At 58.8% G+C, this 15,004-nt stretch carries 13 protein-coding genes; 3 read left to right on the top strand and 10 right to left on the bottom strand.

The window, feature by feature from the left end; all coding sequences use genetic code 11:
- Window positions 1-84 precede the first annotated feature (84 nt).
- Window positions 85-333, top strand: coding sequence for a TIGR02647 family protein (locus tag OKC27_RS15200; protein WP_033136857.1), 249 nt, complete (start codon window positions 85-87; stop codon window positions 331-333).
- Here OKC27_RS15200 and OKC27_RS22890 read toward each other — a convergent pair.
- The 6 genes from OKC27_RS22890 to OKC27_RS15175 form a co-directional block, all read right to left on the bottom strand.
- Window positions 320-625 carry a hypothetical protein gene (locus tag OKC27_RS22890; protein WP_320657502.1) on the bottom strand — a complete coding sequence of 102 codons (306 nt, stop codon included), beginning with the start codon at window positions 623-625 and terminating at the stop codon, window positions 320-322. The genes OKC27_RS15200 and OKC27_RS22890 overlap by 14 nt on opposite strands.
- 90 nt (window positions 626-715) lie before the next feature.
- Complete coding sequence (locus tag OKC27_RS15195; protein ID WP_075112094.1) at window positions 716-925, bottom strand: cold-shock protein; 210 nt, start codon at window positions 923-925, stop codon at window positions 716-718.
- A 207-nt stretch (window positions 926-1,132) separates the two neighbouring features.
- Window positions 1,133-2,233 carry a dihydrolipoamide acetyltransferase family protein gene (locus OKC27_RS15190; RefSeq protein ID WP_139709148.1) on the bottom strand — a complete coding sequence of 367 codons (1,101 nt, stop codon included), beginning with the start codon at window positions 2,231-2,233 and terminating at the stop codon, window positions 1,133-1,135.
- Window positions 2,230-3,216, bottom strand: a complete 987-nt coding sequence (locus OKC27_RS15185) for an alpha-ketoacid dehydrogenase subunit beta (protein WP_182970755.1) — start codon at window positions 3,214-3,216, stop codon at window positions 2,230-2,232. Before OKC27_RS15185 ends, OKC27_RS15190 begins: the two co-directional genes overlap by 4 nt.
- Window positions 3,209-4,297, bottom strand: a complete 1,089-nt coding sequence (gene pdhA / locus OKC27_RS15180) for a pyruvate dehydrogenase (acetyl-transferring) E1 component subunit alpha (protein ID WP_182970754.1) — start codon at window positions 4,295-4,297, stop codon at window positions 3,209-3,211. Before pdhA ends, OKC27_RS15185 begins: the two co-directional genes overlap by 8 nt.
- A 301-nt stretch (window positions 4,298-4,598) precedes the next feature.
- Window positions 4,599-5,546, bottom strand: a complete 948-nt coding sequence (locus tag OKC27_RS15175) for a hypothetical protein (protein WP_244842049.1) — start codon at window positions 5,544-5,546, stop codon at window positions 4,599-4,601.
- A gap of 218 nt (window positions 5,547-5,764) precedes the next feature.
- On the opposite strand from OKC27_RS15175, the gene OKC27_RS15170 reads away from it, so the two are divergent.
- Entirely contained in the window at window positions 5,765-7,717 is a 1,953-nt protein-coding gene (locus OKC27_RS15170) for a TonB-dependent receptor domain-containing protein (protein WP_182970753.1), read from the top strand.
- Window positions 7,718-7,796: 79 nt separating this feature from the next.
- Here the strand turns inward: OKC27_RS15170 and OKC27_RS15165 are convergent, their stop codons facing one another.
- The 3 genes from OKC27_RS15165 to OKC27_RS15155 all read right to left on the bottom strand — a co-directional run bounded on the left by OKC27_RS15165 (window position 7,797) and on the right by OKC27_RS15155 (window position 13,478).
- Window positions 7,797-8,795: a LacI family DNA-binding transcriptional regulator gene (locus OKC27_RS15165; protein ID WP_042057459.1), complete on the bottom strand. Its 999-nt coding sequence runs from the start codon at window positions 8,793-8,795 to the stop codon at window positions 7,797-7,799.
- A 177-nt stretch (window positions 8,796-8,972) separates the two neighbouring features.
- On the bottom strand, window positions 8,973-10,874 hold the full coding sequence (locus OKC27_RS15160; RefSeq protein WP_149153221.1) for a transglycosylase SLT domain-containing protein: 1,902 nt from the start codon (window positions 10,872-10,874) through the stop codon (window positions 8,973-8,975).
- A gap of 99 nt (window positions 10,875-10,973) precedes the next feature.
- Window positions 10,974-13,478 carry a putative bifunctional diguanylate cyclase/phosphodiesterase gene (locus tag OKC27_RS15155; RefSeq protein ID WP_270806430.1) on the bottom strand — a complete coding sequence of 835 codons (2,505 nt, stop codon included), beginning with the start codon at window positions 13,476-13,478 and terminating at the stop codon, window positions 10,974-10,976.
- Window positions 13,479-13,846: 368 nt separating this feature from the next.
- On the opposite strand from OKC27_RS15155, the gene hpf reads away from it, so the two are divergent.
- Window positions 13,847-14,185, top strand: coding sequence for a ribosome hibernation-promoting factor, HPF/YfiA family (hpf, locus tag OKC27_RS15150; protein WP_005334257.1), 339 nt, complete (start codon window positions 13,847-13,849; stop codon window positions 14,183-14,185).
- A gap of 111 nt (window positions 14,186-14,296) precedes the next feature.
- On the opposite strand, the gene OKC27_RS15145 is transcribed toward hpf, so the two are convergent.
- Window positions 14,297-14,806 carry a VC2046/SO_2500 family protein gene (locus OKC27_RS15145; RefSeq protein WP_042657154.1) on the bottom strand — a complete coding sequence of 170 codons (510 nt, stop codon included), beginning with the start codon at window positions 14,804-14,806 and terminating at the stop codon, window positions 14,297-14,299.
- Window positions 14,807-15,004 lie beyond the last annotated feature (198 nt).

Genomic DNA, 15,004 nt, shown 5'->3' with positions numbered 1-15,004 from the left:
AAGATCAATAATTTGAGCCAGCGCCCACTAAAGTGGATCCGGGGATGCTAGTTTGCATACATCTTTAGCGTAAGGAGTAAATCCATGATTGGGATCGACCAGGTTTCTAACGACTTTGTAAACGATTTGAAAATACTGGCATGCTTTGATCCGGCCAACATGAGCCTAGGGATTAAATTACGCAGCGATATGTCTGATGAATTGTGCCAAGCTGCGGTTCGTCTGCATCAGCAGGGACTGATCAGCGCAGAAGATGGCGGCTATCTCACCCCGTTTGGCATGACCATGGTTGAACACCTGCAGCACCTGCTGGTCGCACTCAAACCGCTTTGATGGGCTGTGGAGCCCAGAGTGAAAAATTAAGTAGCTCCCAATGTGGCCCCTGGCGAAGATGACAGGCAAACAGCAAAGGACCTTCGGGTCCTTTTACTTTGCCATCCACCAGCCACTCCCCTTCCCTTTCAGGCACCAGTCGTGCATGGACCTCATAGGGCTGTAGAGCAGCCCCCATCCTGACCTGGACAAATTGCTGGCAGATAGCCTGCACTTCCATCGCGGATTGAACCGGTACCGGCGCGTCAGAGATCGGAGTAAGGGTGGCAACAAGCAGAAGCGATAGCAGCATGATTCAGCACATGTGAGTCAGTAGCGGGAGCCAGATAAACAAAAAGCCGTGGCACCAGAGGTACCACGGCTTTCTTAAATTCTGTAAGAATTACAGAGCAGTTACGTTCTCAGCCTGCGGGCCTTTCTGACCTTGGGTCACAGAGAACTGTACGCGCTGACCTTCAGCCAGGGTGCGGAAACCGGCACCTTGAATAGCGCTGAAGTGAACGAAAACGTCCGGGCCGTTTTCTTGCTGGATGAAGCCAAAACCTTTGGTTTCGTTGAAAAACTTAACGGTACCGGTGATCATGTTAGACATATCTTTAAACCTGTATTCAAAATAATTACTTATGCTTTTCAGCGGGTAAAGCTCAAAAAACGGGATTAACTTATGAACAACAGGACAAGATGCAGAACATCGTATTCATTGACATAACTATCGCCCTTTCAAGCTGATTTGGATTATACGTGGCTTTGTAGATTACGCAAACAAATTTGTGCCCTGCCAATGACAGGGCGCAAACCGTTATAAGGTGGCCGCTTCCAACGCATCGACCAACGCTCTTAGAAAACGAGCCGCCTCCCCGCCCGTGCATGCCCTGTGGTCAAATGTCATCGACAGTGGCAATGCCCTGACGGGGCGAGCTTCACCATGAATGAACACCACTTTCTCGAACAATTTACCTGCCCCTATGATGGCCACCTGCGGCGGTGTGACGATGGGGCTGGCGTAGCGGCCTGCGATGGCGCCGAAGTTGGTGAGCGTAATGGTCGCCCCCTGCAACATTTCGCGAGGCACGGCGCGCGCCTTCACATCGGCGATCATCCGATCCAGCCCCTGTCGGATATCAGTCCCCTCGCGCTCGGCTACGTTCTCCATCACCGGCACATAGAGACCATGTTTGGAATCCACCGCAATGGCCACATTGACCTCGTTGAACAGCCGTCGTGACAGGGTTTCGCCATCAAACCAGGCATTCATCGAGGGCTCGGCACGGCACGCCACGCCAATGGCCTTGATAAGGCGCACCGTCACATCCTCATCAGGCCGCCAGTGACGCAAATCCACCTCGTCGGTGATGCTGACCGGCACTACCGTCTGATGAGAGAGCTCCATCGCCTTGGCCATTGCCCGCCGTGACCCTTTGAGGAATTCGTTGCCACTGCTTAGCTGAGCCTCGAATGCCTGCTGCACATCCAGCTCGGTCACCATACCGCCGCTGCCATTTCCCCTGATCCGCTCGATATCCAGACCCAGTTTTTGTGCCAGCAGGCGCACGGCAGGCATGGCTTGTACCAGCATGCCAACCGGGGCAATGGTCCCCACCACGAAGTGATCCTCGATACGCTGCTGATGGGCGCTTACCTTGCCCACCACTGTGCCATCATCCTCGCCCCCCTCGAACTCCACCAGCGGCGCACCGATATGGAGGATATCTCCCTCGGCGCCGCAGAGACGGGCAATCACCCCGGCCACCGGAGAGGGCACATCCACCAGCGCCTTGGCGGTTTCCACCGACAACAGCACCTGATCGACCGCAACGCTATCACCGGCACTTACCTTCCACTCGACGATCTCGGCTTCGGCCAACCCTTCACCCAGATCCGGTAATTTGAAAAATTTCATAGCCACTGGTTCTCCATCAGCTGGTGAGCGGCATCGGCGATATCCTGCTCGGTGATGAGGTAGTACGCCTCGTTGCGATAGTAAGGGACGGCGGCATCCACGCCGGTCAGCCGCCTGGGCGGCGCTTTGAGGCAGGGAAGTGCCTGCTCGGTCACCCGTGCCACAATTTCGGCCCCGACCCCGAAGCTGCCACACGCCTCGTGTACCACCAGCAACCGACCGGTCTTGCGCACCGAGGTGAGGATGGTCTCCATATCCAGTGGCTTGATGGTGGCCAGATCCAGCACCTCGCACTGGATATCCTGCTCGGCCAGCAGATTCGCCGCCCGCATCACCTCCTGAATGCAGGCCCCCCAGGCCACTACCGTGATATCCCGGCCCGGGCGCAGGGTGAAACAGACATCCAGCGGCAAGCCGACACCGTCATCCACCACCTCGGATTTCATCGAGCGATAAATGCGGTCGGGTTCGAAAAACATCACGGGATCCGGATCGCGGATGGCCGAAAGCAGCAGGCCATAAGCGCGTCTCGGGCTGGAGGGGATCACCACCCGCAGCCCCGGAATATGGGCAAACAGTGCCTCGACGCTCTCGCTGTGATGTTCAGGCGAATGGATGCCTGCGCCATAGGGAGAGCGATAGACAAGGGGGCAGGAGAGGCGACCTCGGGTGCGGTTTCGCATCCGCGCCGCCTGACAGATGATCTGCTCCATCCCGGGGAAGATGAAGCCCTGAAACTGGAACTCCGCCACCGGCTTGAGCCCCTGGGTCGCCATGCCGACCGCCACCCCGGCGATCAATCCCTCGGCCAGCGGCGTGTCGATCACCCGCTTGAAACCGAACTTGTCGCGCAGGCCAACCGTGGCACGAAACACCCCGCCGTTGACCCCCACATCCTCGCCCAGTACCACCACATCCGGGTCGTGCTCCATCTCGTAGTGAAGGGCCATGTTGACCGCTTCCAGCAAACTGATTTCACTCATGGCCAACCTCCTGCTTCATCCCCTTGGCTATCACTCGCTCGCGCTGGGGTAAGAGTTCAGCGGGCAGGCTGGCATAGTGATAATCGAGCATCGCCTCCGGCGGCTGGGGCACAATTGCCTCATAACGGGCGACCGCCTGCTCCACCTCTCGGGTGGCTTCCGCCAGCAGGCTCTGCTCCTGCTCCTCATCCCACCACCCCTGGCTGTGCATAAACTGGCGCAGCCGCTTGACCGGCTCTTTCGCCCAGGCGGCCTCGACCTCGGCCCCGTCGCGATAGCGAGTGGCATCGTCAGCCGTGGTGTGATCGCCAAGGCGATAACTGATCGCCTCGATCAGGGTCGGCCCCTTGCCGCTGCGAGCACGCCCGACAGCACTGCGGGCGGCATCGTAGACCGCCACCACATCGTTGCCATCCACCTGCAGGCTGCGCACACCGGCGCCAATCCCCTTCTGGGCCAGTGTTGGGGCGCTCGATTGCAGCTTGCGTGGCACCGAGATAGCCCACTGGTTGTTGTTGACGATGATGACCATCGGCAGGTGCCAGACACCTGCGCAGTTGAGCCCCTCCAGAAAATCCCCCTTGGAGGTGCCACCGTCGCCGATGGTGACCACGGCGACGCGCGGTTGATTACGCAGTTTGAACGCTGACGCGATGCCACAGGCGTGGGTGATCTGGGTGGCGATGGGAACGCAGATGGGGAGATCTTCAGAGGGTGTTCCATCGGGTTTGAGAAAATAACTGCCCCGCTCGTCACCGCCCCAATATTGCAGGTTCTTCTCCATCGGCACGCCCCGCGCATAGAGGGTGGGCATGTCCCGATAGTAGGGGACGTAGACATCCTGCGGCTGCATGGCCAGACCAATGCCAATCCCCACGGCTTCTGCGCCGAGATGGGAGGGAAAAGTACCGAGCTTGCCGGTTCGTTGCAGCGCAATCGCTTTTTTGTCATAACTGCGCACCATCACCATGTTGCGGTAGAAGGTGTGCAGTATCGCCTTGTCCAGCCAGGTCGGTAAGGTGGCGACCGGGCACCCTTCCGCATCAAGATAACGAAGGAAAGGGATGTCGACATGGGTCATAACTGGCTCCTTGCCGTTGTGAGCGTCACCGATGCTGGCGACACCTAGATGTAAATACCTTGTTAAATAAAAAGCAAAGAGATTTACTCAGGTAAGACCAGTAGAAACTTCTTTAAAGTAATGAAGGAGCTGAATTTTCGGCGATGAGAGGCACGGTATGCCGTAAATGGTGCAACTTTGCGGCGCTGAATGCAGGATGCCAAATGTGAAAAAGGGGAGCCTTGCTCCCCCATTGAGTTACTTCAGTTAGCTGTTACTTCAGTTAGCTGTTACTTCGGTCAGCCGTTACTCCAACCAGCAGTTACGCCAGCCAGTGTTGCAGCTGGCGGGCCATACCAACTGACAGCAGGTGAGCGCGGCTTAGCAAGCGGCTGCGCCAGGGCTCAGCCAGCAAGGTAGGGCAAATTCGCATCTCCCGCCCCCTGTCAGCCACGCGCACCAGCCTGTCGATAAGAGTCTCCAGCGGCGGATACGCCGGCCAGTGGGGATAGAGATCGGCAGTCGCGATCCCGGCCAGATCACACACCCGCACCTCTTCCTCATCTCCCTTCTCAGCAACCATTGGCCAAGGGTGAAGGACATGCAGCCAGCCCGGCCGTGCCACCTCCAGCAACTGGCCCAGCGTCGGCTGCGCAAAATGGGGATCCCCTGCGGCTTTGAGCAGATGACGCGCCCCCGCCAGCACCACCATACCGCGGGCGGGAAGTGCAAGAAGATCGTCGGCCAGCGCCTGATCCCGCCCCCTGTTGTGCTGCTGCCAGCTCTCCGGGCTCATCTCCTGCCACTCGAATAAGGGTTCGCAGAGATGCACCCGCAGCCGCACATGTTCGGGGCGAGCCAGATTGCTCTGGCGCAGGGCGGCAAAGAGAGCCGGAAACTCGGGGGCCATCCAGGCAGGAAAGGCGCAGGAGTCAAGCCAGACTGGATAGAGCCGCGCCAGCGTCAGCGGCTCCCCCTGCCAGCTCTCCTCCCCCGTCAGCCAGGCATCGAGCAAGCCCTGATGGCGGCGGTTGCCGCACTCCAGCACCAGATCGGTCATGACTCCCCAGAGCGCCGGATCGCAGAGCCAGGCGTGCTGGCGCCGGATAAAATCCGGGTGCCAGTGCGGCTCCCCCAGCCCCACCAGCTTGCCCGCCAGCAAGGCCTCCCGGATGGCGTCTATCAGAGTCATGGCGACCACTCTGACCACGTTTTCATTTTCCTGCGCTATCCCCGACATCAGGTTTATCTCCTCGCTACCACTCACCATGACAACCCGCCTCTCGCGTTTATTGATGACATCAATCATCGCGGCCAGATCCATTCCCCCCTGATAGTCTCTGCCATCGATCACGGGTGGTGGTTGCCATTGCACCGCACCCGCCCCGTCAGCTCGTCAGCTCGTCAGTAAAAATGTGTTGCGAACGGAACAAGATAGCCTAGATAATGATAATGCTTATCATTTGAATGTTATGGAAGATGTAAATAATGAAATTCTCAGCCTCTCGTTTTATCGCTCCCAGCCTGCTGGCCACCACCATAGTCACCCTGCTGACCCAGCAAGCGATCGCCGCCAGCAATGCCCCTCAAGCCGATGAGGTGATCACCGTCACCACCACGGCGCACAATACCCGCTCGGCACCGGCCTCTATCTCTGTCATCACCGCAGAACAGATCGCAACCGCACCGGTCAATGACCTTGCCGACCTGCTGCGCCACGAAGTGGGCATTCAGGCAGAAGCTGACACCAATGGCCGCAGCGATATCGGCATTCGCGGCATGTCGGGCAAATACACGCTGGTGCTGGTGGATGGCAAACGCCTCTCCTCCTCCAATGCCCTGTGGCGCGGCGGCAACTTCGACAACACTCCCGTGCCCCTTGGCATGATCCAGCGGGTCGAGGTGATCCGTGGCCCCATGTCGGCACTTTACGGCTCTGATGCCATCGGGGGTGTCATCAACATCATCACCAAACAGCCGGGCAAAACCTGGCAAGGGGCAGCCGATGCTGACTTCAAGGCCATCGAGGGCAAGGATGGCGGCGATCAGCACAGAACCAACCTGGGCTTTACCGGCCCGCTGACCGACAACCTGCTGATCCGGATGAACGGCGAGGTGTATGACCGTCAAGCCTGGACCCCCACCGAAGCTGCTGACGGCATCCCCCTTATCGAAGCCAAGCAGACCCGCAACTTTGCCTCTACCCTGAGCTGGCTGGTGGATGAGCAGCAACGCTTCGAGCTGGATTACCTCTACAACCAGGATGAGCGGCCCCTCGATATCTTCCGCAAAACAGGCAACAAGGTGCACAGCCGCCAGCAGCAGAACGATCGCAACCTGTTTGGTCTGACCCACAAGGGGAACTGGAGCTGGGGTGACACCACCGTCATGGCCAACTACGAAAGTTCCCAAATCGACGACTTCAACACCAGCTACTCAGCCCCGCAGCAGCGGGAGCTGGAAGAGAACACCTTGACCCTCAAGGGCTATACCAACCTGGCACTGACCAACCACTACCTGACCCTGGGGGGTGAATATCTAGATCGGGAGCTGGTGGATGTGGTGAGCTACAAGGATATCGGCGGCAAGGAGAGTCACTCCCAGGAGGCACTGTTTGCTCAGGACGAGATCGGCCTGACCGACAGCCTGGCCCTGACTCTGGGCGGTCGTTACGATCACCACGAGATCTACGGCAGCCACTTCACCCCGCGCGGCTATCTGGTCTATGAGATGAACGATGTAGTGACAGTGAAAGGCGGTGTCAGCCAGGCCTTCAAGGCACCGGCGCCGCACCAGTACTCCAACGGCTACAGCATCGAGAGCTGCGGCGGCAGCTGCCGCATCTATGGCAGCGACAAGGTCAAGCCGGAAACCAGCACCAACTACGAGCTGGGAGTCATCGCAGGAGAAGGGATCTGGGAGACCAGCGCCACCCTGTTCTACTCCGACATCGACGACATGCTCACCTTCAAGCCGTTGCCGAACTCCACTGACCGCACCTGGTACAACCTGGAGAAAGCCACTACCAAGGGGCTGGAACTGACCGGCAAGCTCGATCTGACCGACGATATCAACCTCGGCGCCAACTACACCTACCTCAAGGCTGAAGGCGATCAGGGCCAGGCTCTGCCCGAGCGGCCTGAGCACAAGGCCAACGCCAAGATCACCTGGCAGGCCACCGAGCGGGTCAATGCCTTTGTCGGCACCACCTACACCGGCACCCAGTTTGCCGAGCAGACCGTCAACAAGGTTGTCGTACTGCACAAGCTGCCCAGCTATCAGACCTTCGATCTCGGCACCGGCTTCAAGGTCACCGAGAACTTTGACCTGCGACTGGGGATCAACAACCTGACCGACGTGCGCCTGCAAGAGAAAGACACCGTCTTCCAGAACGTCGAACCGGGTCGCAGCTACTACGTCAGCGGCTCAGCCCGCTTCTAAACGGGCCGACAAGCAGACAACAAGCAAAAACAAACGTGGCCCCGATGGGGCCACGTTGTTATTCGCTGTTTGACGCACGTCAGGCGACTGACTCACGCTCCACCAGCTGGGCTTCAAACTTGAGCGCCAGGCCGTCCACCGGTTTGTGATCGAGCAGGCGCAGCGCCAGCTCGGCAGCGCGGCTGCCCATCTCTTCGATGGGGTAACGTACCGTAGTGAGCTTGGGATAGATGTAGCGGGCGTAGGGAATATCGTCAAACCCCACCACCGACACCTGCTGCGGGATCTTGTAGCCACGCTCCAGCAGGCAGGAGATAGCCCCCGCCACCATGGCATCGTTGAATCCGAGCACGGCAGTGAACTCCACTCCGCGCGCAATCAGTTCGCACATCGCCACATAACCGCCGTTCTCGTCGGCAAAGCCACGGCCAATCAATGCGGGTTCCAGAGGAATTCCGGCTCTGGCCAGGGTCTGGGTATAGCCCGCCATCCGCTGCAAGCCATCGACAAACTCTTCATCATCGGAGGTGATAAAGGCGATTTTGCGATGGCCGGCATCCAGCAAGTGCTGGCACGCGGTGGTGATCCCGGCCTTATTGTCCAGCCAGACGCAGCGATCTTCGGCCCCGGGTACCTGACGGTTGATAAAGACAATGGGGGTAGAGCCTGCCGCCAGCTCGCTCAGCTCCTCGTCCGGCAGCGCCTTGCTGTGGAGGATCAGCGCATCGCACTGGCGCTGCAGCAGCGCCTGAATGGCGTGACGCTCGCGAGCGATATCGTGGTTGCCAGACATGACGATGGTGAACTTGTTGGCCTGATCGACCATGGTTTCGATGCCACGCATCATCTGGGCAAAGAAGGGGCCACCGCAGAGGTCGCCGACCAGCACGCCAATGCAGTTGGAACGCTTGCTGACCAGAGCCTGGGCAAAACTGTTGGGTCGAAAATTCAGTTCCTTCATGGCCGCCAATACGGCCTCACGCTTTTCCGGTGCTACCTGTGCCGTGTTGTTGATAACGCGCGACACGGTGGAGATAGACACATTTGCCAGCTGAGAAACATCTTTAATCGTTGCCACTATCCATTCCTTTATTGTGGGGGAACCTGTCGGTGCCGACGCCTGAGTATACCCTGCGGCCTGATGTAATTCCCGGAGCCAGGTCACCGGGCATGTTTCCTTTGGTAACAAAACCTTACCCGATGATACCCGGCGGCAGGGAAATTTGAAAACAGGGGCCGACGGGCGGCCCTCTACTCAATAGGCGTGATTGAGCTCCCGCTCCGACATGAAGCGCAGCGGCTGCTGCAACTTGTGCTGATAGATGAGATCGAACGACAACACATTCTGTACGTAGTTGCGGGTCTCCTTGTACGGAATGCTCTCGACCCACACATCCATCGGCTTGTTGTCACTCTGATCACGCCAGCGTTTTACCCGGCCCGGCCCGGCGTTGTAGGCGGCCGCCGCCAGGATCCGGTTGCCATCATAGACATCCAGCAAGCGCTTGAGATAGGCGCTACCGAGGCGAATATTCATCGCAGGATCAAACAGTTGCTGCTCGTTGCGATAAGGCACCCCCAGCTTGCCTGCGGTCTCTTTGGCGGTGGCTGGCATCAGCTGCATCAGGCCGCGCGCGCCCACCGGCGACTGGGCCTGCGGATAGAGGGCACTCTCCTGACGGGAGATGGCATAGAGCAGACTGGTGTTCATGGTGCGCTCTTGCGCCATCTGGGAGAAGGTGCGTTTGAGCGGCAGCGGGAAGCGCAAATCGAGGGCATCCCATGCTTCGGCGCGAATGCTGGCGAGAATGGCCAGCTCGTGCCAGCCCTGATTGAGGGCGATATGGCCAAACTCGATACGCTGGGCCACCGGGTTGCGATCCATGTTGTGGATCCACTCCGAGCGGGCCGCCGCAATCTCGTTCATCGACAACAGCTCGCGCACCCGTAACAGGAAGGGCCAGCGCTGGCTGGCCGTGCGCCAGTCCGGCACATGCTTGACGCTCTGGTTCTTGATGCGATAAGGCACGCCAGTGCGCTGGGCTGCCATAAAACCGTAGAAACCGCGCAAATTGGCCGTCTCCAGATAGAGATCTCGCGCCGGTTTTTGCTGCCCTTGCACCTCAAGGGAGCGCGCCATCCAGTAGCGCCAGCGATCCTCTTTCTGACGGGCCATCGGCATCATCTTCACCCAGCCGGAGAGGCCACGCCAATCTTGCTCCCAGATGGCCAGTCGCGCACGCAACTCGGTGATATCGGGATCCGCCAGCTTTTTCACCGTGCTGTCGACCCAGCTGCGCTGGGCAATGGCGCGATCAAGCAGCAGACGACGGGCAATGGCACGCTCTACCGGTTTCACCTCGGCCTGGGTCAGGCCGAAACGGCTGCGAAACAGCGCCAGCTGGCGCAGCACCGACTCCGGCTCCTGATTGGCATAGCGAGTCAAGCCGAGGGAGAGCAGCTTGCGTGAATAGGGGTTGTTGCTGAAATAGGCCGGGTTCATCGCCTTGGCGGGTTGCTCGAACAGGGTCACCATCTGATCGCCATAGCTCTGCAAGCCGCTACCCAGGGTCGCGCCAAGGTGGCGGATCAGGTTGGGGTTTTCCGCCTCGAACGCCAGCGTCATCCGCTGCCAGATCTTCTCCTGGGTACGCTGACCGGATGCCTGCCACAGCAGGAACAGCGGGGAGCAGGCATCGGGGCGTGATTGACCGCTCATCCAGATCTTGCCCGCCCCCTGTAGCGCCTCTTTCGGCTTGCCGGTGTAATAGAGCGCCTGATAGTGCATGCAGAGCAGATCGGTGGAGCTCGGCTTGGCCGGATAGAAGCGCAGGAACTGCGACCACTGCTGGCTCTGGGCCAGATAGGTCAGATAGCTGCGCTCCAGCCGGTTGGACTGGGGGGTATCCCCATGCTGGCGGATAAAGCGGGTCACATCGTTGTAATCGGCCGCCCCCGGACGAAAGGCGAGCTGATAGTAATCGAGATAGGGCAGCAGCGGATAATGGGTCAACCGGGCACGAATTTGCTGGAAACGGGCCTGATCATTGGCCCGTACGGCGTCATACGCCTGACGGTAGAGCGTCTGGTCGGCAGTCTTCGCCATCAGAGTCGGCACAAACAGCGCCGACAAAACAATTCCCCATACAGCTTTCACTGAACATCTCCATTGAGGGCAATACACCGCCCGGTGGCGGTGGGTCTACTGCCTCTCATTCTACCCGTTGCCGGGCAGCGCTACAGCGGGGAGCAGGGACTATTTTTCTGCACTGCTCAACTGCATTTCGCGTAGCGGCTCCGGTCTGGTCAGCCGCTGTACATATTTCTCCAGATAGGGCACCGGCAGCGGCTTGGAGGCAAGATAGCCTTGATAGAAACTGCACCCCTGCGCCTTGAGAAACTCCAGTTGCTGACGGGATTCCACCCCTTCCGCCGTGACGTTGAACCCCATATGGCGCGACATGGCGATCACCGCCTCGACGATGGCCATGTTGTCGCCATCTTTCGGGATGTCCTGAATGAAGGAGCGGTCGATCTTGAGCTCATCGGCAGGCAGTCGCTTGAGATAGCTCAAGGAGGAGTAACCGGCGCCAAAATCGTCGATGGCAAAGCTGATGCCGAGCTCCTTGAGCTCGGTCATCTTGCTGATGGTGTCCTCGGCGTGGCCCAGCACCACGGATTCGGTGATCTCCAGATTGAGGCAGGCCGGATCCATGCCGGTTTGCGCCAGCACATCATGGATCCGCTCGACAAAATCGGCGGCATGGAACTGCTTGGCACTGACGTTGACCGAGATCTGCGGAATGTGGATGCCGTTCTCCTCCCACAGCACATACTGGGCACACGCCTCGTGCAGCACCCAGTTACCGATATCGACAATCAGGTCCGTCTCCTCGGCGATGGGGATAAATTCGGCCGGCGAGACCAGCGAGCGACCGGCCGGCTGCCAGCGAATGAGCGCCTCGACACCGATGATATCGCCGCCATCGACCATATGCTGGGGCTGATAGTAGAGGGTCAGCTCTTGCTGGCTGAGGGCATTGCGCAGTTCGTTGTGAATGAGCAGACGGCGATCCGCCTGCTGCTGCATCGAGGCATCGAAGAAGCGACGGGTCTTGCGGCCAGCGGACTTGGCCTGATACATGGCGGTATCTGCCTGCTTGAGCAGATCATCGACCCCCTGCTCCCGATCCGGAAACAAAGTTATGCCGACGCTGGCGCCGATGTGCAACACCTGTCCCACATAGGTATAAGGGGCGGCAATCTCGGTGATGAGGCGCTCGGCAATGATATCGGCTTGCATCTCCGCCTGGGGCGGGCTAGCCGAGAGCGACGGCAGCAACAGTACAAACTCGTCACCGCCGAGACGTGCCAGACAATCCCCCTGTCGCACCAGCCGTTTGAGGCGAGCGGCGACCTCCTTGAGCAGCCAGTCACCGGTGGCGTGGCCGAGGGAGTCGTTGATGGTCTTGAAGTGATCGAGATCGATAAAGAGCAGCGCACCAATCAGGCCGTCGCGGACCGACTCGTTGAAGGTCTGCACCAAGGTTTCGTGCAGCTGACGGCGGTTGGGCAATCCGGTCAGCTCGTCGTAATAGGCGAGATCCTGAATGCGCCGCTCGGCCGCCTTGCGCTCTGAGATATCCTCGAAGCAGATGACAAAGTGGCTGATCACCCCTTTCTCATCCTGCACCGGCGTCACTATCTCCCACTGGGGATAGGTGTGACCATCGACGTGGCGACGCTGGGTCTCTCCCTGCCAGCGGCTGAGGGTGTTGAGCTCGTAGCCCAATCCCCCCAGATTTGGCCAGAGATCCTCTTCCAGATGCAGGCCCAGTACCGACTGGCTGTCAAAGCCGGTGATCTGGCTGAAGGCGTTGTTGACCCGCAGGATCTTGAACCCCGGATCCGTGATGATGATCCCTTCGTGGGTCTCGAATGCAACGGCAGAGAGGCGCATCTGGGCATCGGATTGCAGCCGCTCCAGCTCGGCCACCATCCGTACCGAGAAGGTATTGAGCACCGACGTGAGGTTGCGGGTATCTGCCGGGGCCGAATAGAGCAGCGCCAGGTGACCCAGAAGTTGACCTCTGGCATCAAACAGCGGCTGACCATAGTAAGTCTGCCCGGCCGCCAGCCAGGGTTGATACTCCTGCGACTCGTCGATCACCTCGAAACAGATGGCACCTTGCTTGTAGAGCTCCTGACAGGGTGAGCCCGCCAGCGGGTAATCCTTCTGCGCCAGCCCGTCGGCGGCCAGCACCCTGACCCGGTCGGCACCGCACAGCTCCCCCACCCAGACCGCATCCACCTTGAGGATGTGAGCCAGCTGGCTGACCAGGGTATTGAAGAAGTCGAGCCCGGTGCGGGCAGAGAGCGCCTGCGCCAACTGGGTGAGCAGAGTGGTTTGCAGCAACGGCAAAGAGAGGTTGAGGGAGGAGACCGCGCTGTTGGCGGTATCGAGCGGGGCCAGCCAGCCACAGCAGATCTGCTGGGTGGGCACAAATTGGCCGCTCCAGAGCACATGGTTAAGCTGACCCTGATCATCTTTCAGATGACCGATGAATTGCTCTGGCAGATGTGATTCATGAAGCCGGACGAGAAAGTCGGCAAAGCCTGCCTCATCTTCCGGTAACAGGCGAGCGGCCCAGGGATGATTGCCCTCCCCTTGCCACTGCTGGTAGGCCCCCTGATCAGAGAGACTCCACTGATCATGTTGCCGATCGAAAAACCACATAACTTGCGTGGCTTGCTGCTTCATTTACCACTCCAACACAACAACCAACCACGTTTGATGTCCCATCGGGCACAGCAACGCCCCCTGCATCCACTCATCAGATCAGCGGTTGCGAGGGAAGAGTACAAACATGCGATATCAAGCAGTGGAAACCGGACATGAGGTCGACACGAAGTGCTGCCAAGAAGGGACAGAAACGATCCTATTCCCGTCATACTGCCTGCCAGTTTCATGGAGCTCAAGCTGTTTTTGGCACGAAACCGGAAAAGATCACAATTTATAAGTTGCTGAATAGCCAAGGGAAGGTTATGTGACATGGATCACATTTCAATCTTTACCAATGAGTAATCTGAAGGTGAAGACACAAGCAAGACGACCCGAAGGGGGCCAATATGAAAATCGAAATTACCAGCAAAATCATCGACATCACCCCGGCTATCCGCGAGCGCATCGAATCCCGTTTTGAAAAGCTCGAACGTCTTCAGGTGCCTCTCATCACACCCCATGTGATTGTTTCCAAAGAGCGTCTGATGTTCACTGTCGAAGCCAGTGCTGGCATCCCCAACGGCAAACTGTTTGCCCAGGCAGAGCATGAGGATCTCTACGCCGCCATCAACGAACTGGGTCAAAAGCTGGAGCGCCAACTCAATCGTCACACCGAGAAGCCGATTGCCCGTCGCGCCAACGCCGCCCTCAAAGAGCAGCCGCAACCGGATGAAGCCGACGCTTGATAGCATGCCGCAAGGCTAAAAATTCAGCGAGCATAAAGGCGGGGTTACCCGCCTTTTTGTTGCCTGTGATTTGCCCGATAAGCACCGCGTTACACCAGTGAGCAGGCGCCATCAACTGAGCCAGTGCAACCGGGTATCCACCCCCTGTTGCAAACGGTCGAGGATCGGCAACAGTACCAACGGATCCTCCTGGCGTGGCATATCGGCCAGCTTTCCTTGCAACCGCTCCCGCGCCAGCGGCGACAGGTTGTCGTAGACAGCCTCATCCAGCAGCGGTTGCTTGACCGCCAGCGGCGGCGTTTGCAGCGCCAGCCAGAGCCGCACATCCACCATGCTTCCCCCCTGTTGCAACCGCTCATTGATGGCACTGCAGTCACTCCCAGCCCCTTCAGCCACCAGCACCTCTGCCGGTCTCAAGTCAAAGTGCGGACGCCAGTCACGGCTCTGGGAACTGACCGCCGGTTTGGCATCAAACCAGGGCTGCTCTTCCACCGCGTCGGTGAGCAAGGCCAGATGCAACCGGAAATCCGCCCGATCGCCATGCTGCAGGTCACGGTTGAGGCGCTGCCCCAACTGGCCCTCATCAACGAGCAGGTGATTACGGATTGAACTGGGCAGCATGAGATAACTCTCGAAAATGGCGATTTCACTGGTTATCGGCCACAAATCCAATTCTTTTAATGGAAAAATCCTGCTTGGGGGTTCACAAAACCAGAAGATCTGTTAGTATGCGCCTCGCACTTGTGGAGGGGTTCCCGAGCGGCCAAAGGGATCAGACTGTAAATCTGACGGCTCTGCCTTCGAAGGTTCGAATCCTTC

The organism is Aeromonas sp. QDB62, from assembly GCF_027705695.1.
In the GTDB taxonomy this organism is placed as follows: domain Bacteria; phylum Pseudomonadota; class Gammaproteobacteria; order Enterobacterales; family Aeromonadaceae; genus Aeromonas; species Aeromonas allosaccharophila.
Note: the sequence above shows the minus strand (reverse complement) of the source record. Positions and strands in the feature narration are given on the sequence as shown.